The sequence below is a fragment of the Shinella sp. GW835-FHT14H05 genome, from assembly GCF_058793575.1.
The window spans coordinates 140,845-162,110 of record NZ_JBXAFY010000008.1 but is presented as its reverse complement, the minus strand read 5'-3'; the positions used below and the strand labels follow the sequence as shown (position 1 = coordinate 162,110).

The following is a 21,266-nucleotide window of genomic DNA, read 5'->3' as shown; positions in this document are numbered from 1 at the left end:
TTAGATTGCGTCGATGAGATTTTCTATGGCATGCGCGAGCAGCTCGCTCTGGCCCGGCGAGAAATGCTCCAGAACGAGGAGGACGGCCGCCGCGGCGCGTTGGCGCGTATCGGATGTTTTTGATAGCGATGCAGCCGCTGGCATGGCTTCAAGTGTATCGAGTTCGATATGTTCCGCGTCGAGTTCAGCAGCTTTGACACGGTCGCGCAGCTTTTCGGTCGCCTTGTCCGGTGCCGGTGCCGGTCCTGATTTCAATCGGCGGCGGATGGCTCGCAGCGGCATAACGACCTCTTCGCGCCAGGCAGCCACGTGCGCATCAGCGGCCTCGATGTCGCCTTGCTCGAGGGTCTCTTCCCGGATTGACGTCCGCCAGAGGGCATGAATCAGGATGTTGACGTCGACATTGCCCCGATCCTGCAACTCGAGGCAGGCCATTGCAACGCCTTCTCGGCGATAGAAATCGAGGGCAAAGTCCCAAAGTCGCACGTCTCGTCCTCCGTCATTCCCGTCATTCTACGTGCTCATAGGGCTGCGAGCACGCCAGAGGCCGACGGATAACATGAGGGGCGCCTAGCAAGCGCCCCTTTAGATTTCGAAATCGGTCTCTATTCGCCATAAACCGCCTTCGCCTTGGTGAGAAGCGCGGGATCGATCTTGTCGAAGCGCGCAATCATCTCCTGTAAGTCCTCGCCGGACATCGGATTGACGGTTGCACCGATCGCAGCCGCATCCTTCAGGAAAGCCGGGTCCTTGACCATGGCATCGAAGGCACGGCGCAGGATTTCAAGCCGGTCGTTCGGAATGCCGGGCGTCGTGAAATAGTACTTTCCGATGTCATTGGAACTCATGATCAGTTCCATGACAGGCCGGTTCTCTTCCGAGGCGAGCTCGACGGAGGTCGGAACATCGGGCAGCACCGGATCGCGCTTCAGCGCATGCTGCACAAGAATGCGGACCGTTCCCTCCTTGAACCAGGTGGGATTGGCAGCCATCAGGGCTTCGAAGGTCGTGGAGTGCCCTTCGGCTTCTCCGCGTTCCATGGCCAGCATACCGGCTGCGGAGCCCTCATAGCCCATGATGAGCTTGAATTTGGTGCCGAGGAACTGGTTCATCGCGCGCGGATACAGCGAAATCGACGAACCCACATTGGTCGCCGAGAGGATCACTTCTTCCTTCATCGCCTGCTGTATGTCTTTGATGTCGCTCGTATTCCAGACCATGGTCACGCTGGTCGACGGCTGGACGCGGCCGATAAAGTTGAAGCCCGACATTTCGAACTCGACATTGTCGATCATCTTGGATTGCAGCGGCACGGCCTGCGAGACAATGCCGATCACCGTGCCATCTTGTGGCGACGTGTTGTAGAGCTGGTTGGCCGCCGCCAGGCCCCCGGCACCGGGCAGATTGATCGGCACGATCGTCGGTTTACCCGGAATGTTGTCGCCCAGATGGTTGGAGACGACGCGGGACAGGAGATCGTTTCCGCCACCGGGCGCGAAACCGATGACCAGTTCGATGGTCTTGCCTGCGTAGAAATCTTCCTGCGCGAGAACGGGTTGAGCGGCAACGAGGGCAGTGAGTACGACGGCGCCGCGCGCCAGCCAATGCATGGCGGTCTGTCTCAACATGATGCTTTCCTCCAGTGATCGACCTCGCTTTCCCCTGCGAGGCAATATAGAGACGGTAGGAAGCAAAGGAAAACTTGGCAATTGCTTGAACAAAGAATTCCGCCATCCGGAAATACGATAGGATTTTGCAATATTGTCTTGTTTTTATTGATATATATTTCACCAAATACGGGCGCGCTTCGACGGCGCGGGTCACGCGGAGCCGCGCGGAAGTTTCTTGGCTTATGGTCCTTAGCTCAAGGGGCCGTCGATCGGACGTAGGAAGCGTCCGTTTTCGATCCGTTTGTCTCCGTCGACATAAAGCGTTGGTTCGAGGATCACCCCGTCCATGTGAATGTTCGACAGCAGGGTTCCACCCACATCGACATTGGTGCCGAGCCCGAAATGCATGGTGCCCAGGATGTTCTTGTCTTCGCGCTGGACGCCGCGGATCTGGGCCTTCGAGTTGATCCCCACCGACGCCTCCGCTGGGCAGACATAGGCATTCTCGTCGCCATACTGCTCAAGATAGTTGCGCAGGAAGTGCGCGTCTGCGCCACCGTCGATCTTGACGATACGCCCGTGCTCGACCGTAAGCTCGATCGGGCTGGATATCCGGCCGATCTGGTGCATGCACAGATCGATGACCAGTTTGCCGCTGCCGCTGTATTCGACCGGCGGAATGTTGAATTCGCCATTGGGATAGAGGAACCGCAGCATGTTGGACTTGCGGTTCTGAACTTTGGAGACGTTCTGGATCTTGTAGGCAACGAAGTCGTCGCCCGGCATATTCGGGATGAAAATGCGGTTTTCGACCGAATAGGTGAAGTCGCAGCCATATTTGGAGGTAACCCTGCAATGCCTGGCGTCTTTACCGAAGATGTTGGTAGCGACCCAATATTGCCGGATCGCCATTTCCTTCTGGTCCTCGGTGACTGCGCCGGACTGAAACATTTCCAGCGTCATGCCGCCATCCATGCAGATGACCGGAACACCAGCATCCATCGCAACCGCGTTTGCATGAGCGTGCAGCATGCCGGTCGATGCCAGCAGGATGTTGAGGTCCGAATGCAGCATCGCTTCACAGACTGTCTTGGGCGGATCGTAGTAGTCGGCCGGTCGTGGATCAAACAGCGCCAATGTGCCGTCTGCGCCGAGTTCGCTGACAATGCTCATGACAGCCTGCCAGACCCTTGGATCATGCGCCGTATCGGTCATGATGAGCACGTTCATGCCTGGCGTGATGTTGGCCACCAGGGGGCGACGTAGATAATCAAGCGTACCCGTCATGAGACCGTGCAGCGGCATGCAATCCTCCTCAATGCTATTCCTTCCGTCTTTCGCGTCGCGTCTATATTTCCGACGCGCTTGACGGCGATTGAAGTATTTGTATAGCTTAGAAGAAATTTTATGGATTAAAAATAAGTAATTCCACGTAACGGAATTTCCCACGAAATAATAATCAAAAATTCTATTTGGCGGAATTTCCAAGTGCATTGACAACCGGAGGAGGAAGAGTTGGACAAGTTTGATCGCCCCATTGGGTTGGAGACACCCTCGACGCTTGATTGGAAGAGTGACATCGCCGCGGAGATGTTGCGAAGGCTCGATATCCCCTATGTCGCCCTCAATCCCGGCGCCAGCTATCGCGGTTTCCACGACAGCCTCGTCAACTACCTCGGTAACCGTTCGCCGCAAATGCTGCTGTGCCTGCACGAAGACCACGTCATTTCGATCGCGCATGGTTATGCGAAGGTCACCGACAAGCCGATGGGCGCTGTGCTCCATTCCAATGTCGGGCTATTGCATGGCCTGATGGGCATCTTCAATGCTTGGGGCGGGCGAGCGCCGATGATCGTGATCGGTGCGACCGGTCCTGTCGAGCCGGAAAAGCGGCGCCCCTATATCGACTGGATCCACACCTCCAAGGATCAGGGCGGATTGCTGCGCAACTATGTGAAGTGGGATGATGAACCACGTTCTGCGGACGGCATCGTCGAGGCATTCCTGCGCGGCCACCAGATCACCGCGTCCACGCCGCGTGGCCCAGTCTACATCTGCCTGGACGCTGGTTTGCAGGAGGACCCGGCCCCTGAACACTTCCATATTCCGACGGCCGAGCGCTATCAGCCGATTTCACCCGCCTGCGCCACGCAACGCGATATCGACGCTGTGGCCGATCTTGTCCGGGCGGCCCGAAATCCCCTGTTCCTGTTTGGCCGTGGCTCGGTCGATCAGGGCGACTGGGATCGCAGGGTGGCGCTGGTCGAGGCCGCCGGTGCCTATGTGATGACGTCGACCCGCGGCAAGGCGGTCTTTCCGACCGACCATCCTCGCCATGCTGCCCCACCGCTCACCTGGCTTGATGCCGACGCCAAACCGATCGTCGAGGCAGCAGATCTCATCGTTTCGTTCGACTGGGTTGATCTCAACGGCCTGCTGCGGCAGGTCAATCGCAAATCCGACCAGCTTGAAGCCAGGATCGTGCACGTGACGCAGGATCGCTCACTCCACAATGGCTGGGACATGGGGTATTTCGGCCTGCCACCGGCCGATTTCCCCATCGATGCCAATCCTGATGCCTTCGTCGCACAACTCCTTGTTAGCCTGAACGGGCGGGATAAGGGTATTTCGACCTGGACCGGCATATCGCGCATCGATCCGGGGCCGGTCGAGTTCAACGTCAATGGCGACCGGGAAATTATCCCATTCGACCTGGAAGTAGCGGTCAAAAAGATCGCCGGGAGCCGTAAGGTTACACTCGCCAACAACAATATCGGTTGGTCGACGCGCGCCTTCATGATCCGTGGACCGCTTGACTTCATGGGGCATAACGGCGGCGGCGGCATCGGCGCCGGCCCGGGGCTGACGGTCGGCGTAGCGTTGGCACTGCTTGGCAGCGACCGCACAGTGGTTGGTGTCATGGGCGACGGCGATTTTCTCCAGGGCGTCACGGCGCTTTGGACCGCCGCGCATTACCAGATCCCGGCACTATTCATCGTGGCCAACAATCGTTCGAACTACAACGACGAGATCCATCAGGCTGCCATGGCCAAAGACCGCGGGCGCCCGCCAGAGAACCGCTGGATCGGACAACAGATCGACAATCCGGCTCTCGATCTGGCCGGCATGGCGCGCGCGCAAGGTGTCGAAGCAGAAGGCCCGGTCGAGAATGTCAACGACCTGATGGCGGCGATCGAACGCGGGCTGGCCGTGGTCGATGCCGGGCGGCCGTATCTGATCGATGCGCATATCGCCCTCGGATACACCAAGAAGATCGTGACCCGTGGGCATTAGGAGGCAGTGATGAGCAGAACAATACAGTCGGTCCTTCCCGCAAATCGCGATCTCTATTATGGCGGCCGCTGGCACGCTCCCAATGGCGGCTATACAGATGTGTTCAACCCGTCGACCGGTGAAAGCCTAGGCCCGGTTGCGCAGGCCGATATCAGCGATGTTGAAACGGCGATCGCTGCGGCCCGCTCGGGTTTCGAAGACTGGCAGGGAACGCTGCCGAAAACGCGCTCGTCCTTGTTGCGTGAGATTGCGGCTGTCATCCGGAAGAATGCCGAGGAACTCGCCCTTCTCGATGCGGCCAACTGTGGCAATCCTGTCACCGCACTGTTGCGCGATGCCGAAAACGCCGCCACAAAGCTCGACTATTTTGCCGGCGTGGCGCTTGAAGCCAAAGGCAGCACGATCCCCGCTGGCCAGGACATGATGTGCATGACAGTGCGCGAACCCTGGGGTGTCTGCCTCCGGATCGGCGCTTTCAACCACCCGCTCTCCTTTGCCGGCGGCAAGCTCGGCGCGCCGTTGGCAGCTGGAAACAGCGTGATCATGAAGCCTTCGCCGCAGGCCCCGCTCTCCGCTCTGCGGTTGGCGGAATTGATCGACGGTATTGCGCCACCGGGTGTCATCAACTTCATGACCTGTGGGCTTGAATCCACTCAGGCGCTGGTCACGCACCGCGATGTCGCCATGGTGTCGATTGTCGGTAGCATCGCCACTGGAAAAGCGGTTGCGAAGGCCTGCGCCGACCGGCTGAAACCGATGATCTGTGAACTCTCGGGCAAGAACGCGTTGATCGCCTATGCCGATGCCGATATCGGCCTCACCGTCGAGGGTGCGGTACGGGGCATGAACTTCACCTGGTGCGGCCAGTCCTGTGGTTCGACATCGCGGCTCTTCGTCCACGCAGATATCCACGATGCTGTCGTTGAGGGCATCATCGCCGCGACGCGACGCTTTAAGCCCGGCCTTGCCACAGACCCGGCAACGAATATGGGCGCCATCATCTCCAAGGCGCAGTACGAGAAGATCATGGGTTACATTGAGCTCGGCAAGCAGCAGGGCGCGACGCTCCGGCTGGGTGGCGCGCGCCCGACGTTGCCCGACCTTGCCAATGGTTACTTCATCGAGCCTACGATTTTTACCGATGTCACGCCCGACATGGCGATCGCGCACGAAGAGATCTTCGGGCCTGTCCTCGCCGTGATCAAATGGACTGACGAGGCGGATATGATGCGCCATGTCAACAGTGTCGACTACGGGCTCACCGCGGCGATTTACACAACGAATGTCACCACGGCCCATCGCGCGGCCCGGCAGGTCCAGTCCGGCTTCGTGTGGGTCAACGACACGTCATCCCATTACATCGGCGCACCGTTCGGCGGCTACAAGCTTTCCGGCGTGGGGCGTGAAGAATCGATCGAGGAACTGCTGGAATTCACCCAGATGAAGACGATCAAAATTGCGCTTTGACGTCTTGTCGGATTCGCAAATTGCCGAAGTAGAAGAGTGATGGATACATTGTAGCCGCCGCATTTGAGAACCAGCTTCGCTGGAAACTGATCAAGTCCAAGTCTGCATGATCCTTGTCTACACGAGGGGCCAGCTGTTTGAATTCCGTCAAGGGACGGAGCGCTAGATTTCATCTCGCTGGCTCGAGCAAGGCCTGCAAGAAAGCAACGACCAAGGGGTTCGCCGCGTTTGCAGTCCGATACGCGATGCGATGTGTGGAGGAGAAGTCGAAGGTTCCCTTCTTCAAGGCTCTCAACTCGCCGGTTTTCACCCAGGGCTCGGCGAAATGGCAGGGCAGGAAGCCGATGAAATGGCCTGATAAAATCATCATGGCTTGCGCTTCCATCTCTACGGCCGATGCGCTGGCGCGGGGATGGCCGACGATATAGAGGTCGTCGAAATGCCGGTAGCGCCGCACGCAGAACCGGCTGTTCTCGATGTCCTTCATGTCGAGATCTTTGTCGTTTCTGGCAAAAAGCGGATGTGCGGCGCCGCAATAGAGTGAATGCGGTTCCGTTGCGAAGTCGCGATAGGTGACACTCGGCGCTTTTTGGGAGAGGGGGCCGATGACGATATCGAGGTCCCCGTCGGCCACCTTCTGCTCAAGTTCGGACGGCATGGCGAGCGTCAGCTCCAGGAAGACATCGGCATCATCTTTCAGAAAGCGGCGGATGGTGTGCTGGAGGCCCAGTTGCGGGCTTGTATAGATGCCGTCCGAGGCGCCGATGCGCAGCCGGCCGGCGAGGCTGCCGCGTGCGGCACTGACCCGCCGGGTGAATCCGTCGAGGTCGAGAAAGAGCTGCTGGGCCGCGTCATAGGTTGCCTGGCCGGCCTCCGTCAGGCGGAACTGCTGTTTTCCCCGCAGACAAAGCTGGGCGCCGATGCGCTTTTCCAGTTCGGCAAGATGCGTGCTCAGCGTCGACTGGGAGAGGTTGAGCGCAATCTGAGCATCGGCAAATCCGCGAGCATCCGCCAGCGCCACGAATACCCGCAGGAGGCGGATATCGATATTGTCCAATCTGCGCATCTGCACCTCACATTGATAATCTTCGATGCAGGGTCGCAAACAATTTGATTTACTTCAATGTAGCGCGTGGCAGGCTGTCCCCATAAAACGTCAAGGGGAATAAAAATGAACGCTTTCACCAGACTAGCCGCGGCTGCAATCCTGTTGTCTTCCACGGCATCGGCCGCGCAGAGCGCCGAGCAGATCCGTATCCTCGCGCCGACCTGGCTCGGCTTTGCGCCCGTCCATGTGGGCATCCAGAACGGCTGCTTCACGGCCCGCGGCCTCGATGTCAGCATCAAGTTCGAGGACGATCTCGCGAATGTCATGGCGGCGATGGCGCGCGGCGATATCGAGGTCCAGATGCGCTCGGTCGGCGAATACCAGGGCCGCCCGCGCGACGAGGACACGCCCGGCATCATCATCGGCACGATCGACGAATCCGTGGGCGGTGACGGCGTAATCACCGACGACAAGATCGCCTCGGTCGCCGACCTGAAGGGCAAGACCGTGGCCTCGGAGCTCAACATTCCATCACGGTTGCTTTTGCAGGCGGCCCTCAAGGAGGCCGGGCTTTCGCTCGCCGATCTCCAGATCAAGGACATTGCCACGGCCGATACCGCGGCCGTCTTCGCCGACGAAAGCATTGCCGCCATTGCGACCTACGAACCCTTCATGTCCCAGGCCGTCCAGAACTCCACGCGTTCCGGCGCGAAGGTGCTTCTCTCGTCGAAGGATAAGCGTGGCCTCATCGTCGATGCCATCATCGCACGCAATGACGACCTCAAGGCGAACCCGAAGAAATATGCTGAATTCCTCGCGTGCCTTTACGAGGCGGTCGATTTCATCAAGGCCGAACCAGCGAAATTCGCGGAGATGGTGGCGCCGGAATTCGGACTGACCCCGGCCGAGGTCACGGGTGTCGTCGAAAGCAGCCTTTCCTATACCAGCCTAGCGGAATCCAAAGCCTATATGGGGGCGGACGGAAAGCTAGGCACGCTCGGCGCGATCTTCGACACCGTCATGGCGCTCAACCTGGAAAACGGTGCGGCGGACAACAAGCTGATCGCCGAAGACCAGATCGACAATTCGATCATCAGCACCGTGACAGGCGCCGAATAATCGACCCTCGGATAACCTAGCACCAGCGGCTGCAATGGCAGGCGCTGGTGCCCAACCTTTCCGGTTCATTCATGTTCACAAACCTGTTCGTCTTCCGGGCGAGGTCGAGCCCGTTGGTTGAGGCCACCATCGGTGCGCTGTCCGCGGCAGCCTTGCTTCTCGTCTGGGAGGGCGCCGCGCGGGGCGGTCTCATCAGTCCGCAGTTCCTGCCGGCGCCAAGTCGCGTCTTCGTCGCCCTGTGGAGCCTGATCACCAATCAGTCCCTGCTATACCATACGGGAATATCCGCGGCCCGCGTCTGGGGCGCGTTTCTCATCGCGGCCGTCATGGCGATCCCGATCGGCATCCTCATGAGCAGCTACCGCATCGTCGGCGCAGCACTCGAGCCCATCGTCGACTTCGTTCGCTATCTCCCGGTGCCCGCACTCGTGCCACTGTCGATCATCTGGTTCGGTGTTGGGGAATCCACCAAGATATTCCTGCTCTGGCTCGGCACGTTCTTCCAGCTCGTGCTGTTTGTCGCAGACGACATGCGGCGCGTGCCGAACGAGTTCGTCGAGGTGGCCCGCACGCTCGGGGCGAACTCCGGGCATGTAATGCGGGATGTCGCCCTGCGCTCCATGGCGCCGTCGCTGCTCGACAATATGCGCATCACGCTCGGCTGGTGCTGGACCTACGTGATCATCGCCGAGATCGTCGCGGCCGATTCCGGCATCGGCTACATCATCTGGACCGCCCGGCGTTTCGTCAAAACGCCCGAGGTCATAGCGGGCGTCGTCGTGATCGGATTGATCGGCCTCGTCACGGACCAGCTGCTTCGCATGATCCATCGTCGCGTCTTCCGCTATCTGTGAGGCCAGGATGACCCAGAACTATCTTCATTTCGACAATGTCTCCAAGGCGTTCGGGCCGGTGGATGTCGTCTCGCGCACCAACCTGTCGATCGACCGCAACCAGTTTATCGTCTTCCTCGGCCCGTCGGGTTGCGGCAAGACCACGCTCATGCGCATGGTCGGGGGTCTCGATACGCCGTCGGCCGGCTGCGTGCGCCTGGAATCCGAAGTCGTCGACAAGCCCGACCGCCGGCGCGGCATGGTCTTCCAGTCCTATTCGTCCTTCCCCTGGCTCACCGTGGAAGAAAACATCGGCTTCGGGATGCGTTATCGCAATGATCTCACTGCCGGGGAAAAGGCCCGGCGCCGCCAGCACTATCTCAAGCTCGTCGGGCTTGAAGATTTTGCCCGCGCCTATCCGAACCGCATTTCAGGCGGCATGCGCCAGCGCGTGGCGATCGCCAGAACGCTTGCCGCCGGCTCCGACGTGCTCCTCATGGACGAACCCTTCGGCGCGCTCGACGCCCTGACGCGCGAACGCCTGCAGGTGGAGCTGCGGCTCATTCAGAACCGCGAGCAGAAGACCGTCATCTTCGTCACCCACGATGTGGAAGAGGCCGTGTTCCTGGCAGACCGCATCGTGCTGTTTTCCCGCCGGCCGGCGCGCGTCGTCGCGGATATCGACGTTGTCGCGCGGCTGGGGGCGGAGAGGACATTGGATATCCGCGAGTCTCCCGCCTTCTTCGAGCTCAGGAACCATGTGCTCCATCTCATCCGCAATGAAACAGGAGACATGATGTGACCGGCATGTTCGAAAACAGGACCATCGTCATAACCGGAGCAAGCCGGGGGATCGGTTTCGGAGTGGCGGGCGGGTTCGCCAGCGAGGGCGCGGACGTCCATATCATCGCCGATGACGAGGGCGTGTTTGAGGCCGCCCGCCAGCTCGGCGCGAAAGCCTACCGGGCCGACATCACAGAGCCCCACGCCATCGAAGACGCTCTTAACGCGATTTCCCGGATCGACGTCCTGGTGAACAATGCGGGTTACGAGCGCATGACGCCTCTGGTGTCCGAGAGCGATCGTGTCGAAGACACGTTCCGGCGCGTCATCGAGATCAATGTCGTCGGCACGGGTATCGTGACCCGCCGCGCGATCGCGCGCATGCGGCCGGGCAGCGCGATCGTCAACACGGCGTCGATCTGGGGCCGCGTGGCGGAGGCGCAGTTCGATGCGTATGTCGCCTCGAAACACGCGATCATCGGGCTGACCAAGACCTGGGCGAAGGAACTGGGGCCGCTCGGCATTCGCGTCAATGCCGTGTGCCCCGGATGGGTGCGCACCGAAGCCTCGATGCGTTCTCTTGGCCTGATGGCCGCCGCCCGCGAGACGGACGAGGACGGACTGTTGCGGGAGATCGTTGCCGGCCAGGCTCTCGACGGGCTGATGGAGCCGCAGGACATGCGCGAGGCCTACCTATTCCTGGCCTCGGACCGCGCCAGCAATATTACGGGCCAGTCGCTTGGTGTGGACAGGGGGGAAGTGCCGTGGTGAACGTGTTGAAGGGAAAAACCGCGATTGTCACCGGCGCGGCGCGCGGCATCGGTCGCGCCAGCGCACTGGCATTGCATTCGGCCGGAGCGACGGTGGTGGGGCTCGACCGCGATGTGCCGGACGATGGCACGAAGATCATCGCCTGTGATCTGACGATCGAAGAGAGCGTCAGGGAGGCCGTGGCCGATGCGGTGGCGCTCCTCGGCAGGGTCGATATCCTCGTCAACAATGCCGGGATTCTCGAAGAGAAGGCGCTTGCGGACATCGATGCCGCCCATATCGACCGGATGTTCTCCGTCAATGTGCGGGGTGCGATCCTGGTGGCGCGCGAATGCCTGCCGCACATGCCGGAGGGTGGGCGGATCATCAACATCGTGTCCGAGCTTGCGTATCTCGGTCGCGCCAATGCCTCGGTCTACTGCGCCACGAAGGCGGCGCTTCTTGGCCTCACCCGCTCCTGGGCGCGCGAGCTTGCGCCCCGCATCCTGGTCAACGCTGTCGCACCCGGCCCCACCGATACGCCGCTTCTCGACTTCGGCAATCTTACGCCCGAGCAGAAAGCCGCGGAGACGGCAAATCCGCTTGGCCGGATCGGCCGTCCGGAGGAGGTGGCCGCGAGCGTCGTGTTCCTGGCCGGGCCGGGCGCTACGCTCTTCACGGGTCAATGCCTTGGCGCCAATTGCGGCGCGGCAATGTTTTAGGGAGGTACAAGATGAACGAATCCGTATTTTGGGCGGACCACACATGGCCCGAGGCCGAAGCGAAAATTGCCGCGGGCGCACCGGTGTTCCTGCCACTCGGCGCAACCGAACAGCACGGCCATCACATGGCACTCAACGTGGATGTCGTCATTCCCACGGCGATCTGCGAGCGCGTCGCAAGGGCGGTGGGTGGCCTGATCGCGCCGACGGTGCCTTACGGCAACCGCTCGCAGCCGCGTTCGGGCGGCGGCCCGGCCTTCCCCGGCACCATAAATCTTTCGGCCCATACCTTCTCGCTCGTCGTGCGGGATATCCTTGTCGATCTTTATCGCCGGAAGGTCCGGCGGATCGTCGTCCTCAACGGACATTATGAAAACATCTGGCCCTCGATCGAGGGTATCGAACTGGCGCTGGACGCCATCGGCCGCGACAAGACGGATGGCCTGACAATCCTGCGGATGGATCATTGGGAATTCGCGCGGCCCGAGACCATCGCGCGCATCTTCCCCGACGGTTATCCCGGCATCGAACTCGAGCATGCGAGCGTGCTCGAGACCTCCCTGATGCTGGCGATCAGGCCCGACCTCGTCGATCTTACCCGCGCCCTGCATGATGGGCCGGCACAATTCCGGCCCTACGATCGTTTTCCCAAGCCGCCCGTCGAAGTGCCGCCATCCGGGGTCCTGTCCATGACGGAAGGCTCGACGGCGGAAAAGGGCGAATGGCTCCTGGCCGACAGCGTCGGCCGGATGATCGACATCATCAACGAAGAATTCAAATAGGACTTTGATCATGGGAGAGAAATTCCACCAGCCGGTCGATGCCGCCAAGGTGCCGCGCTTTGCAGGCCATGCGACATTCATGCGGCTGCCCGCCGTCGCCTCGGCCGAAGGGCTCGATATCGCGCTTGCAGGCATCCCCTGGGACGGCGGAACGACCAACCGTGCCGGTGCGCGACACGGCCCGCGCGAAGTCCGCAACCAGTCCAGCCTCATGCGCAGCACCCATCACGTCTTCAAGACCGAGCCGTTCAAGATCGCCAATATTGCCGATGTCGGCGACCTTTCCGTCAATCCGATCGATCTCCTCGATGGCCTGAAGCTCATCGAGGGTGGTGTTGCGGATATCGTCAACGCTGGTGCACTGCCGCTTTGTGTCGGTGGCGATCATCTTACCACGCTTCCGGTTCTGCGGGCGGTCGCCAGGAAAGCGCCGGTCGGCCTCATCCACTTCGATGCGCATTCGGACACCAACGACACCTATTTCGGCGACAACCCGTACACGCATGGCACGCCGTTCCGTCGCGCAATCGAGGAAAACCTGCTCGATCCCCGCAGGGTGGTGCAGATCGGAATTCGCGGCTCTATCTATTCGCCGGACGAACATGATTGGGCCAAGGCGCAGGGTGTGCGCATCATCTATATGGAAGAGTTCAGCGCGCGCGGTCCCGAGGCCATAATGGCCGAGGTTCGCGACATCGTTGGCGACGCACCGACTTATGTGACCTTCGATATTGACTCGATCGATCCATCCATGGCGCCAGGCACCGGCACGCCGGAAATCGGCGGCTTTACGACCAGGGAAGCTCAGGACCTGGTGCGGCGCCTCGATGGTCTGAACCTTGTCGGCGCCGATGTCGTGGAAGTTGCCCCGCCATTCGACCTCGCCGGCATGACCGCGATCGCCGGCGCCACCATCCTCTTCGAGTTGATGTGCGTCATGGCAAGACAGGTCGACCGCTGCCGCCTGCGTTGACGATCAAAAGCAGACGTCACGCCGCCTGCGAGGTCTGGAGCCATTGGTTGAACCCGACCGCCCTGCCGGTCGGGGTGGATCCGGCGATCTCGTAGGCTCCGACGATGGGATTGATCGTGGGGCGGAGGAGAATGAGCTGGCCTTCGCGCAACTCCCTCTCGATCAGGAAGGGGCTTGCCTGGCCGATGCCGAGTCCGGTCATGCAGGCATCGATGGAGGCTTCGTCGGTGTCGAAGGTGATGCTTCCGCTGCGCGGCCGGAAGGGTATGCCTGCTGCCTCGCACCAGCGGCGCCACGACCAGGCATCTGCGGTGTCGAGCAGGATCGGCAGATCCAGCAGCGCCTCCGGCGTCACCGTTTTGGCCACGCTGCCGATCAGGAGCGGGGAACAGACGGCGACCGTCCGGTCGAGCAGGAAGGCGGAGGGAAACCGGGTTTCGTCGGCGCCTCTGGTATAGCTGATCGTGACATCGGGCAGATCGCTGGCGCCGAGCGCGAGCGACTGTATGTTGAGATCGACGCTGGGGTTTTCCTGCAGGTAGGCGCCGATCCTCGGGATGAGCCAGCGCCGCGCCAGCGTGATCGGCGCCTGGATCACCAGGCGCACGCGATCCGGCAAAAGGGCGAGTGTGCCGTTTTCCAGCGTGGCCAGCGCCGCATTCACATGGATAAGGTACTGCCGCCCCGCATCTGTGAGCGAGATTGCGTTGTGCCTTCTGTGGAACAGCTGAACGCCGAGCGTATCCTCAAGCGACTTGATCTGCCGGCTGATCGCGCCGGGCGTCAGGTGCAGTTCCCGCGCCGCCAGCGTTAGGCTGCCCGTGCGCGCGGCGATCGAGAAGGCGGGGAGCGTCGCCAGCGGCGGCAGTTTGATGCGGTTGGATTGAGGATTTCTCATGCCGGCGTGAGAATCTTTCGATTGCAAATAAGTTGACTATATCTATCCACATTCTTCCGGAGCGACAAGAATTATCCGGGAAGCCCAGTCTTGAAGACCGATATCCGCAAGCGGCGCGATCAAGGCACGCCGGGCTTTCTGCCGGGCGGCAGCATGCATTCTGCGCAACGGCGTGCGCAGCCTGCGGTCCGCCACTGTCATCACTGATCGAGGGAGAGAACCATGTTTTCCAGTTTTGCCTTGCCGAGCAGGCGCGCTGTTTTGTCCGGCGCATTCGCCGTCTGCCTTGCGGCCATGCCCGTCCTTGCCGAGGACGCGACGCAGAAGGTCACCGACGACCGTGGCGTCGAGGTCGAAATCCCCGCCCACCCGAAACGGATCGCCTCGATCTCGTTCTTCGCCGACGACGTGGCGCTGGCACTCGGCATCAAGCCGGTGGCGAGCACCTACATGGTGGCGGATCGTCCGCCGGAATTCCTGCTCGGCCTCACCGGGGGCATGACGCAGATCGGCCAGCGCGCGAAGCCGAACCTTGAACTGCTTTCGGAAGCAAAGCCCGACCTCATCGTCGCCATCCGACGCTACACCGTCGGCAATGCGCCGCAGCTTGAGAAGATCGCGCCCTACGTCGCCTGGAACATGGAGCTGCTCGATGGCAGCGACAAGGAAATCGAAGCGCTGGCGAAGGTTCTCGGCAAGCCCGAGCGCGGTATCGAGTTGAACAGGGATTTCCGCGCGCACCTCGCCGAGATTGCGGCCAAGGCGCCGAAGGACACGCATCCGCGCTATGCCATCATGTGGGGCGGCGAGGTGCCGTTCGCCTTCCATGACGAGAATACGTCCGCCTCGATCGTGAACGCCATCGGCGGCGAGAACATTGCCGGCGCCATGACGCCGGGCGGCGAGTTCGGTATCGATCTCAGCCTCGAAACCATGCTCGAAAAGGATCCGGAAGTCCTGTTCATCTATGATTACGGTCCGGATCGCCCGCACGAGAACAACCCGATCTGGAAGGAGCTCACGGCGGTCAAGAACAACCGGGTCTTCTATGTCGGCGACCAGTGGGTCGAGACCAACGGTCCGATCGCGCGCGAGATCGTTCTGCGCGAGGCGGCCCATTATCTCTATCCGGATGTCTTCCCCAAGGTTGACGTGAAGGCGGAAGCGGCCAAGATCATCCCGGCCGAACTCCAGAAATAAGCGATTGACCGCGACGACGATGGATGCACGGAAATCCTCGATAGCCATCGGCTTCATCGTCGTCGCGACCCTTCTCGTCATTGCGGCCGGGCTGATGCCCGGTGCGCGGACGCTGTCGTTCGATGCGGTCCTGCGGGCGCTCGTGAGCCCCGATGGCAAGATCGAGTCGATCCTGGTCTGGACCCTGCGGCTGCCGCGGAGCCTTGCCGCAGCGACAGCGGGTGCGGGGCTTGCCGTGTCGGGTTATCTCCTCCAGTCGCTCACCCGAAACCCGCTCGCCGATCCCGGCATCACGGGGGTTACGGCCGGGGCGATCGCGCCGATCGTCACCTGTTTCGTGTTCTTTCCCTGGATTTCCGGGCTCTATTATCCGCTCGTCGGGCTTGCCGGCGGGCTTGCGGCGGCTTCGGTGACGTTCTGGGTGGCGCGGGGCGGCAACAGCCATCCGCTCCATCTGGCGCTCGGTGGCGTCAGCGTCTCGCTCTTCCTCAGCGCGATCACGATTTACGTGCTACTGTTTGCGGGACCGCAATCGACCGCGCTGCTGTTCTGGCTGGCCGGGGGTTTTGCCGGCCGGACCTGGATGCACCTGCTCCAGATGTTGCCATGGGTGCTGATCGGGGTGCTGGGCGCCTTGCTCCTCCATCGGGCCCTCGCCATGTTCGCCCTCAGCGACCATTCCGCCGCGGCGATGGGGGTGCAGCTCACGCTGTGGAAACCGGTCCTGCTCCTGCTTGGCATATGCCCCGTGGCGGGTGTTGCGCCTGTCGCCGGTCCCGTGGCGTTCGTCGGCCTGGCTGCACCGCATATCGCGAGGCTGCTCCGGCCACGGGGAACGCTCTCGGAGATCGGCCTCACCGCCGCCATCGGGGCGCTGATCGTGACGGCGGCGGACCTGATCGCGCGAACCATCGCCATCCCCAAGGAGCTTCCGGTCGGCATCGTCACCGCTCTGCTCGGCGGTCCGCTCTTCGTCTATCTCATCCAGCGTGGCCGGCTCGATTTCAAGGGGGAGGGGGCATGAGCCTGCACGACGCCCCGGCGATCGGCCGGCCAAGCCGCTGGGTCCTTCCTGCCGCCCTTCTGCTCGTCCTCCTGTCGTTCGTCGCCGCCGTTTTCCTCGGCATCGTCGATATCCCCGCCCATGACGTCCTGTCGGCGCTGACCGGCAGCGGATCGCCGGAGGCGCGCTCGATCATCCTCGATATCCGGTTGCCCCGGATCGTGACGGGCATTCTCGCCGGCGTGCAGTTTGCCCTCGCGGGCCTGCTTCTCCAGACCATCACGCGCAACCCGCTCGCCGATCCCTCGCTGATGGGCGTCTCGCAGGGCGCGACGCTGACCGTCACGGTCTTCCTTCTCTTCACGGTCTATCGGGCCAATCCCGATTCCTATTCCGTCAACGAACTGCCCATCGCCTGGCTTCCGCCCGCCGGCATGATCGGCGGCATGATCGCGGGCGGCATCATCTATCTGCTCGCCTTCCGCCTCGATCTCAGCCCGCTGCGCATCACGCTCTGCGGCATCGCCATCGGCGCGGTGCTGCACGCCATCGCGATAGGGCTGATTGCGGGATGGGGCTCGGCGCGCATCGAGATCATCCTCGAATGGCTCTCCGGCAGCCTCTATGCGAGGACCTGGGATCACGCCTTGTTCCTGCTGCCGTTCACAATCGTCGGCCTCGCAATGCTTCCGCTGATCTACCGGCCGCTCATCCTGCTTCGGTTCGACGCGGCCGTCGCCCGCTCCTTCGGGCTCTCTTATAAAAAGCAGTTCTCCTTCGTCCTGCTCGTCTCCTGCGCGCTCGCGGCCAGTGCCGTCGGCGCGGTCGGGCCGGTCGTCTTCGTCGGCCTGATCGTTCCGCATCTGGCGCGCTTCCTTGCGGGACGGCATTTTCCGCTGGTCCTTCCGCTGACCATCGTTCTCGGCGCCGTCATCGTCACGCTGGGCGACCTGATCGGCCGGCTCGCCGGCGGGCCGGAAGAAGTGCCGATCGGTGTCGTCACCGCCCTCATGGGCGTGCCCGTCCTGCTCGTGCTTCTGCGCAAGGTTCCATGAGGTCGCCCATGCCGCTCGCCTGCTCGCAACTGTCGGTTCACTATGGTCGCCGCAGCGCCTTGGCCGATTTTTCCCTGTCGATGGAGAAGGGGGAAATCCGTGCGCTGATCGGCCCGAACGGATCGGGAAAGAGCACGGTGCTCCAGGCCTTGGCCGGGCTGATCACCCCCTCGAAGGGAAGGGCAGACATCGAGGGCGTCGCGGTCGCCTCGATGTCGCGGCGCAACATCGCCAAGAAGCTCGCCTTCCTGCCGCAGCAGCCGGCGGCCCCGGACGAGATGACGATCGCCCAGCTTGTGCGCCAGGGCCGTTTTCCCCATGTCGGCCTGTTCCGCTCCTATGACCGGAAGGACGAGGAGGCGATCGAATGGGCACTTGAGAGCACGGGCCTGACCGCCTTTGCCGATCGGACATTGCAGGAGCTTTCCGGCGGTGAGCGCCAGCGCGCATGGATTTCGGCGGCGCTGGCGCAGGAGGCCGGCATTCTGCTTCTGGACGAGCCGACGTCCTTCCTCGATATCGGCTACCAGGTGGAGGTGCTGGACCTCGTGCACCGCCTCAGCCGCGAGCGCGGCGTGACGATCCTCATGGCGATCCACGACATCAACCAGGCGATTGCCGTCAGCGACCGCATCTCCCTTCTGGAAAAGGGCGAGCTACGCTTCGACGGCGAGCCGAAGGCGCTCGCCGAAAGCGGCCTGATCGAAAAGACCTTCCGGGTGCGGGGCCGCTTCGTCGAGGTCGCGCCCGACAAGCCGCCCCATTTCGACGTCGAGCTTACGAAGCTGCACCGGCCTGGTTCTTGACGAGCCGGAAGACGATCTTCGTCTGTGTGTAATAGTCGAGAGCATCGGCAAAATCCGGCGTCCAGCCATCGGCGAAGTAGGGAATGAAGCCATCATATTCCAGCTTACGGGCGGAGACCTGGAAACCGGCCTTGGCGAAGGCCTTTGCGTAGTCGGTGATCGAGCGATCCTGAACGATCGTGTTCGTGCGCTGGGCGACCAGATCGCGCCATTTCGGCCAGAGCGGATTGTCGGTGTGGCAACCCGTGACGGCGTAGTAGACCCCGCCCGGCTTCAAAGCCTTGAAGATATCGGCTGCATGGGCGTCGATATCCTCGATGAGATAGATCACCTCATGGCTGATCGCGAGATCGAACTCTCCGACCCACCCCTCAAGCGCTCCGCCGACGGCATGCTGGACGGGAATATTGCCCTTGAAGGCTTCGGCCTTGGCGACCGACTGTTCGGCGATGTCGATGCCGAGGGCCTTGCGGAAGGGCCGGAGCGCATAGAGATGCCGCAGCAAACCGCCCTGGTTGCAGCCGAAATCGAGCACGCTTTTCTGGCTGAGGTCGCGCTCGACGATCAGCTCGATGAGGTGCCGCCAGATCGGCGCATGGCCATCCGACATCCGGTCTTCCGCGTCCGGGTCGACATACCAGGTCGTGATGGTTTTCTGGTCCTGGCTCACCGCAACCTCCTATGCAATTTTCCCGTGTCAACCTTTTAAGATATTGACACTCCTGCGAAAAGTGCAAAATGCGTCAAGGCGCGCGTTTGCAGCCGCTTCCTATGTCGGTTTCGCTGAAGCTGTTTTGCTTTTTTCGAAAAGATGGTGCTGGCGGTGGGCCGCATAGAGCGCGGCCACGCCCGGTTTTGGCTGAATTCGAGGCACAGAACGCGCAGGCCTCCACGGCGTGATGTGTATGGTCGAACGAATGAATTATCGGCACCTCGCCTTGACAGGCTCCACCATGAGAATGCAAGCTTTGTAACAGTGCAGGTATAAGCCCGCACAGAAATGCCCCGCTCAACGCATGTTGATGACGATCCGGAGCTCGCACCTCCTGGAACAGGGTCCTGGCGAAACTGGCGACAAGCCGGTTCAACTATGGAAGCTGGTGGGCATGACGACGGATACTCTCTTTCCTGGCGATTTTTCTTCTGTTCGTACTTCGGGCAGCCCATCGGCATGTCGTTCGTTTGCGGCCAACCATCACGTTGGCTGGCGGCGCGACGCCGATTTGACCGTCCCGGCAGGTTGTCCTGCCGCACCATGTCGGCTGGCGCCCGGATCTCAGCTTCAGGCGTGAGACACGCTCCGGCATGCGTCCGTGCCCCCGTGGCCATGCCGAAGCGCCTGAGTGAAACGGGGCTCACCTCACAGTTCAACGCAGGCAAAGGTATGGAGGAGTTTACCTTGGCAAAAGCAGATGAAGACAGTGCGTCCATCGCACGGCCGGAAGATGAAAAGCTCGGCATTGGCGCCAACATCGCCTATGGGCTTCAACACGTTCTGACGATGTATGGAGGCATCGTCGCGGTCCCCCTGATCGTCGGCCAGGCAGCGGGGCTGAGCCCCAGCGATGTCGGCCTTCTGGTGACGGCATCGCTTTTTGCGGGCGGTCTTGCGACCATCCTGCAGACCCTGGGATTGCCCTTCTTCGGCAGCCGCCTGCCGCTCGTGCAGGGCGTCTCGTTTTCCGGGGTCGCGACGATGGTCGCCATTTCCGGCAATGGCGGCATTCCGTCCATCCTGGGCGCCGTCATTGTCGCCTCGTTGATCGGCCTCCTGATTACGCCGGTCTTCTCGCGGATCACGCGTTTCTTCCCGCCGCTCGTCACGGGCATCGTCATTACCACGATCGGCCTGACGCTGATGCCGGTCGCAGCCTTCTGGGCCATGGGCGGCAACAGCAAGGCGCCGGATTTCGGAAGCCCGTCGAACATCCAGCTTGCGGCCGTAACGCTTGCCATCGTTCTCCTGCTCAGCAAGGTGGGCAGCGCTTCGATCTCGCGGCTGTCCATCCTGCTTGCCCTGGTGATCGGAACCGGCATTGCCTACGCCGCCGGCATGACCGATTTTTCGCAAGTGACAAACGGTCCCGTCTTCGCGCTGCCGACGATCTTCCACTTTGGCTATCCGACCTTCGAGATCGCGGCCATCATCTCCATGCTGATCGTCATCGTCGTCACTCTGGTGGAGACCTCGGCCGATATTCTGGCGGTCGGCGAGATCGTCGAGACGAAGGTGGATTCCCGCCGCCTCGGCGACGGGCTGCGCGCCGACATGCTTTCCAGCATACTTGCTCCGATCTTCGGCTCGTTCACCCAAAGCGCCTTTGCGCAGAATGTCGGCCTCGTCGCCGTCACCGGCGTCAAGAGCCGCTATGTGGTGGCGACGGGCGGCCTGTTCCTCGTGATCCTAGGCTTGCTGCCCGTCATGGGGCGCGTTGTGGCCGCGGTGCCGAGTTCGGTCCTCGGCGGCGCCGGCATCGTGCTCTTCGGCACGGTCGCGGCCAGCGGCATCCGCACGCTCTCCAAGGTCGACTACCAGAACAATATGAACCTGGTCATTGTCGCGACGTCGATCGGGTTCGGCATGATCCCGATCGCCTCGCCGGGTTTCTACGAACATTTCCCGGCCTGGGTCGCGACGATCTTCCATTCCGGCATCAGTTCGGCCGCCCTGATGGCGATCGTCCTCAACCTGCTTTTCAACCATGTGAAGGCCGGCAACTCCGATCAGCAATCCGTCTTCGTGGCGGGCACGGAGCGAACGATCCGCTACACGGACATCGCCCGCCTGCACGACGGCGACTACTTCCTCAATGGCAGGCTCTACGACGCCAAGGGTGTCGAGATCCCGATGATCCCGGAAGCCGCCCACTAGGCGCCTTGCACCACGCGATCCGGATCGGGATTGGCCCCTGATCCGGACCCA

The 21,266-nt window shown here is 61.7% G+C and carries 20 protein-coding genes; 14 read left to right on the top strand and 6 right to left on the bottom strand.

Annotated features, from left to right (window positions below; genetic code table 11):
* The 3 genes from AC1Q6Z_RS23045 to AC1Q6Z_RS23035 form a co-directional block, all read right to left on the bottom strand.
* Complete coding sequence (locus AC1Q6Z_RS23045) at positions 1-486, bottom strand: TIGR02444 family protein (protein WP_492649422.1); 486 nt, start codon at positions 484-486, stop codon at positions 1-3.
* A gap of 119 nt (positions 487-605) precedes the next feature.
* Positions 606-1,628, bottom strand: coding sequence for a Bug family tripartite tricarboxylate transporter substrate binding protein (locus tag AC1Q6Z_RS23040; protein WP_492649421.1), 1,023 nt, complete (start codon positions 1,626-1,628; stop codon positions 606-608).
* A 231-nt stretch (positions 1,629-1,859) separates the two neighbouring features.
* Complete coding sequence (locus AC1Q6Z_RS23035) at positions 1,860-2,915, bottom strand: aminopeptidase (RefSeq protein ID WP_492649420.1); 1,056 nt, start codon at positions 2,913-2,915, stop codon at positions 1,860-1,862.
* Between the two features lie 210 nt (positions 2,916-3,125).
* Between AC1Q6Z_RS23035 and AC1Q6Z_RS23030 the strand changes: the two genes are divergently transcribed.
* Together AC1Q6Z_RS23030 and AC1Q6Z_RS23025 are read left to right on the top strand one after the other, a co-directional pair.
* The gene (locus AC1Q6Z_RS23030; RefSeq protein WP_492649419.1) at positions 3,126-4,904 is read left to right on the top strand and encodes a thiamine pyrophosphate-binding protein; all 1,779 of its coding nucleotides are present in this window, start codon (positions 3,126-3,128) and stop codon (positions 4,902-4,904) included.
* Positions 4,905-4,913: 9 nt separating this feature from the next.
* Entirely contained in the window at positions 4,914-6,371 is a 1,458-nt protein-coding gene (locus AC1Q6Z_RS23025) for an aldehyde dehydrogenase family protein (RefSeq protein ID WP_492649418.1), read from the top strand.
* A gap of 169 nt (positions 6,372-6,540) precedes the next feature.
* On the opposite strand, the gene AC1Q6Z_RS23020 is transcribed toward AC1Q6Z_RS23025, so the two are convergent.
* Positions 6,541-7,437: a LysR family transcriptional regulator gene (locus AC1Q6Z_RS23020; RefSeq protein ID WP_435268888.1), complete on the bottom strand. Its 897-nt coding sequence runs from the start codon at positions 7,435-7,437 to the stop codon at positions 6,541-6,543.
* A gap of 105 nt (positions 7,438-7,542) precedes the next feature.
* Between AC1Q6Z_RS23020 and AC1Q6Z_RS23015 the strand changes: the two genes are divergently transcribed.
* The 7 genes from AC1Q6Z_RS23015 (at position 7,543) to speB (ending at position 13,381) form a co-directional block, all read left to right on the top strand.
* Positions 7,543-8,538, top strand: coding sequence for an ABC transporter substrate-binding protein (locus tag AC1Q6Z_RS23015; RefSeq protein WP_492649417.1), 996 nt, complete (start codon positions 7,543-7,545; stop codon positions 8,536-8,538).
* Between the two features lie 71 nt (positions 8,539-8,609).
* Positions 8,610-9,392: an ABC transporter permease gene (locus tag AC1Q6Z_RS23010; RefSeq protein WP_492649416.1), complete on the top strand. Its 783-nt coding sequence runs from the start codon at positions 8,610-8,612 to the stop codon at positions 9,390-9,392.
* Positions 9,393-9,399: 7 nt separating this feature from the next.
* Positions 9,400-10,173: an ABC transporter ATP-binding protein gene (locus tag AC1Q6Z_RS23005; protein WP_435268885.1), complete on the top strand. Its 774-nt coding sequence runs from the start codon at positions 9,400-9,402 to the stop codon at positions 10,171-10,173.
* 5 nt (positions 10,174-10,178) lie between these two features.
* Positions 10,179-10,925, top strand: a complete 747-nt coding sequence (locus tag AC1Q6Z_RS23000; RefSeq protein ID WP_492649479.1) for an SDR family NAD(P)-dependent oxidoreductase — start codon at positions 10,179-10,181, stop codon at positions 10,923-10,925.
* The gene (locus AC1Q6Z_RS22995) at positions 10,922-11,626 is read left to right on the top strand and encodes an SDR family NAD(P)-dependent oxidoreductase (RefSeq protein WP_492649415.1); all 705 of its coding nucleotides are present in this window, start codon (positions 10,922-10,924) and stop codon (positions 11,624-11,626) included. The genes AC1Q6Z_RS23000 and AC1Q6Z_RS22995 overlap by 4 nt, the downstream gene beginning before the upstream one ends.
* Before the next feature lie 11 nt (positions 11,627-11,637).
* A complete protein-coding gene (locus AC1Q6Z_RS22990) occupies positions 11,638-12,408 on the top strand; it encodes a creatininase (protein WP_492649414.1) in 771 nt (256 codons plus the stop codon).
* A gap of 10 nt (positions 12,409-12,418) precedes the next feature.
* Positions 12,419-13,381, top strand: a complete 963-nt coding sequence (gene speB / locus AC1Q6Z_RS22985) for an agmatinase (protein WP_256120165.1) — start codon at positions 12,419-12,421, stop codon at positions 13,379-13,381.
* Between the two features lie 16 nt (positions 13,382-13,397).
* Here speB and AC1Q6Z_RS22980 read toward each other — a convergent pair whose 3' ends face one another.
* Positions 13,398-14,279 carry a LysR family transcriptional regulator gene (locus AC1Q6Z_RS22980; protein ID WP_256120166.1) on the bottom strand — a complete coding sequence of 294 codons (882 nt, stop codon included), beginning with the start codon at positions 14,277-14,279 and terminating at the stop codon, positions 13,398-13,400.
* A gap of 222 nt (positions 14,280-14,501) precedes the next feature.
* On the opposite strand from AC1Q6Z_RS22980, the gene AC1Q6Z_RS22975 reads away from it, so the two are divergent.
* Genes AC1Q6Z_RS22975 through AC1Q6Z_RS22960 form a run of 4 tightly spaced genes read left to right on the top strand, consistent with a single transcriptional unit; the run spans position 14,502 to position 18,343 of the window.
* A complete protein-coding gene (locus tag AC1Q6Z_RS22975; RefSeq protein WP_439655532.1) occupies positions 14,502-15,479 on the top strand; it encodes an ABC transporter substrate-binding protein in 978 nt (325 codons plus the stop codon).
* Positions 15,480-15,498: 19 nt separating this feature from the next.
* The gene (locus tag AC1Q6Z_RS22970) at positions 15,499-16,503 is read left to right on the top strand and encodes a FecCD family ABC transporter permease (protein ID WP_492649478.1); all 1,005 of its coding nucleotides are present in this window, start codon (positions 15,499-15,501) and stop codon (positions 16,501-16,503) included.
* Positions 16,500-17,537: a FecCD family ABC transporter permease gene (locus AC1Q6Z_RS22965; RefSeq protein WP_492649413.1), complete on the top strand. Its 1,038-nt coding sequence runs from the start codon at positions 16,500-16,502 to the stop codon at positions 17,535-17,537. Before AC1Q6Z_RS22970 ends, AC1Q6Z_RS22965 begins: the two co-directional genes overlap by 4 nt.
* A gap of 8 nt (positions 17,538-17,545) precedes the next feature.
* On the top strand, positions 17,546-18,343 hold the full coding sequence (locus AC1Q6Z_RS22960) for an ABC transporter ATP-binding protein (protein WP_492649477.1): 798 nt from the start codon (positions 17,546-17,548) through the stop codon (positions 18,341-18,343).
* On the opposite strand, the gene AC1Q6Z_RS22955 is transcribed toward AC1Q6Z_RS22960, so the two are convergent.
* Entirely contained in the window at positions 18,315-19,013 is a 699-nt protein-coding gene (locus AC1Q6Z_RS22955; RefSeq protein ID WP_492649412.1) for a class I SAM-dependent methyltransferase, read from the bottom strand. The genes AC1Q6Z_RS22960 and AC1Q6Z_RS22955 overlap by 29 nt on opposite strands.
* A 714-nt stretch (positions 19,014-19,727) precedes the next feature.
* On the opposite strand from AC1Q6Z_RS22955, the gene AC1Q6Z_RS22950 reads away from it, so the two are divergent.
* Positions 19,728-21,215 carry a nucleobase:cation symporter-2 family protein gene (locus AC1Q6Z_RS22950; protein WP_492649411.1) on the top strand — a complete coding sequence of 496 codons (1,488 nt, stop codon included), beginning with the start codon at positions 19,728-19,730 and terminating at the stop codon, positions 21,213-21,215.
* Positions 21,216-21,266: the final 51 nt, after the last annotated feature.

Bases quoted from the DNA above. Each gene is read 5' to 3' on its own strand.
- AC1Q6Z_RS23040 (WP_492649421.1), bottom strand. From the start codon at position 1,628: ATGTTGAGACAGACCGCCATGCATTGGCTGGCGCGCGGCGCCGTCGTA.
- AC1Q6Z_RS23035 (WP_492649420.1), bottom strand. From the start codon at position 2,915: ATGCCGCTGCACGGTCTCATGACGGGTACGCTTGATTATCTACGTCGC.
- AC1Q6Z_RS23025 (WP_492649418.1), top strand. From the start codon at position 4,914: ATGAGCAGAACAATACAGTCGGTCCTTCCCGCAAATCGCGATCTCTAT.
- AC1Q6Z_RS23020 (WP_435268888.1), bottom strand. From the start codon at position 7,437: ATGCGCAGATTGGACAATATCGATATCCGCCTCCTGCGGGTATTCGTG.
- AC1Q6Z_RS23015 (WP_492649417.1), top strand. From the start codon at position 7,543: ATGAACGCTTTCACCAGACTAGCCGCGGCTGCAATCCTGTTGTCTTCC.
- AC1Q6Z_RS23010 (WP_492649416.1), top strand. From the start codon at position 8,610: ATGTTCACAAACCTGTTCGTCTTCCGGGCGAGGTCGAGCCCGTTGGTT.
- AC1Q6Z_RS23005 (WP_435268885.1), top strand. From the start codon at position 9,400: ATGACCCAGAACTATCTTCATTTCGACAATGTCTCCAAGGCGTTCGGG.
- AC1Q6Z_RS23000 (WP_492649479.1), top strand. From the start codon at position 10,179: ATGTTCGAAAACAGGACCATCGTCATAACCGGAGCAAGCCGGGGGATC.
- AC1Q6Z_RS22990 (WP_492649414.1), top strand. From the start codon at position 11,638: ATGAACGAATCCGTATTTTGGGCGGACCACACATGGCCCGAGGCCGAA.
- speB (WP_256120165.1), top strand. From the start codon at position 12,419: ATGGGAGAGAAATTCCACCAGCCGGTCGATGCCGCCAAGGTGCCGCGC.
- AC1Q6Z_RS22980 (WP_256120166.1), bottom strand. From the start codon at position 14,279: ATGAGAAATCCTCAATCCAACCGCATCAAACTGCCGCCGCTGGCGACG.
- AC1Q6Z_RS22975 (WP_439655532.1), top strand. From the start codon at position 14,502: ATGTTTTCCAGTTTTGCCTTGCCGAGCAGGCGCGCTGTTTTGTCCGGC.
- AC1Q6Z_RS22970 (WP_492649478.1), top strand. From the start codon at position 15,499: ATGGATGCACGGAAATCCTCGATAGCCATCGGCTTCATCGTCGTCGCG.
- AC1Q6Z_RS22965 (WP_492649413.1), top strand. From the start codon at position 16,500: ATGAGCCTGCACGACGCCCCGGCGATCGGCCGGCCAAGCCGCTGGGTC.
- AC1Q6Z_RS22960 (WP_492649477.1), top strand. From the start codon at position 17,546: ATGCCGCTCGCCTGCTCGCAACTGTCGGTTCACTATGGTCGCCGCAGC.
- AC1Q6Z_RS22950 (WP_492649411.1), top strand. From the start codon at position 19,728: ATGGAGGAGTTTACCTTGGCAAAAGCAGATGAAGACAGTGCGTCCATC.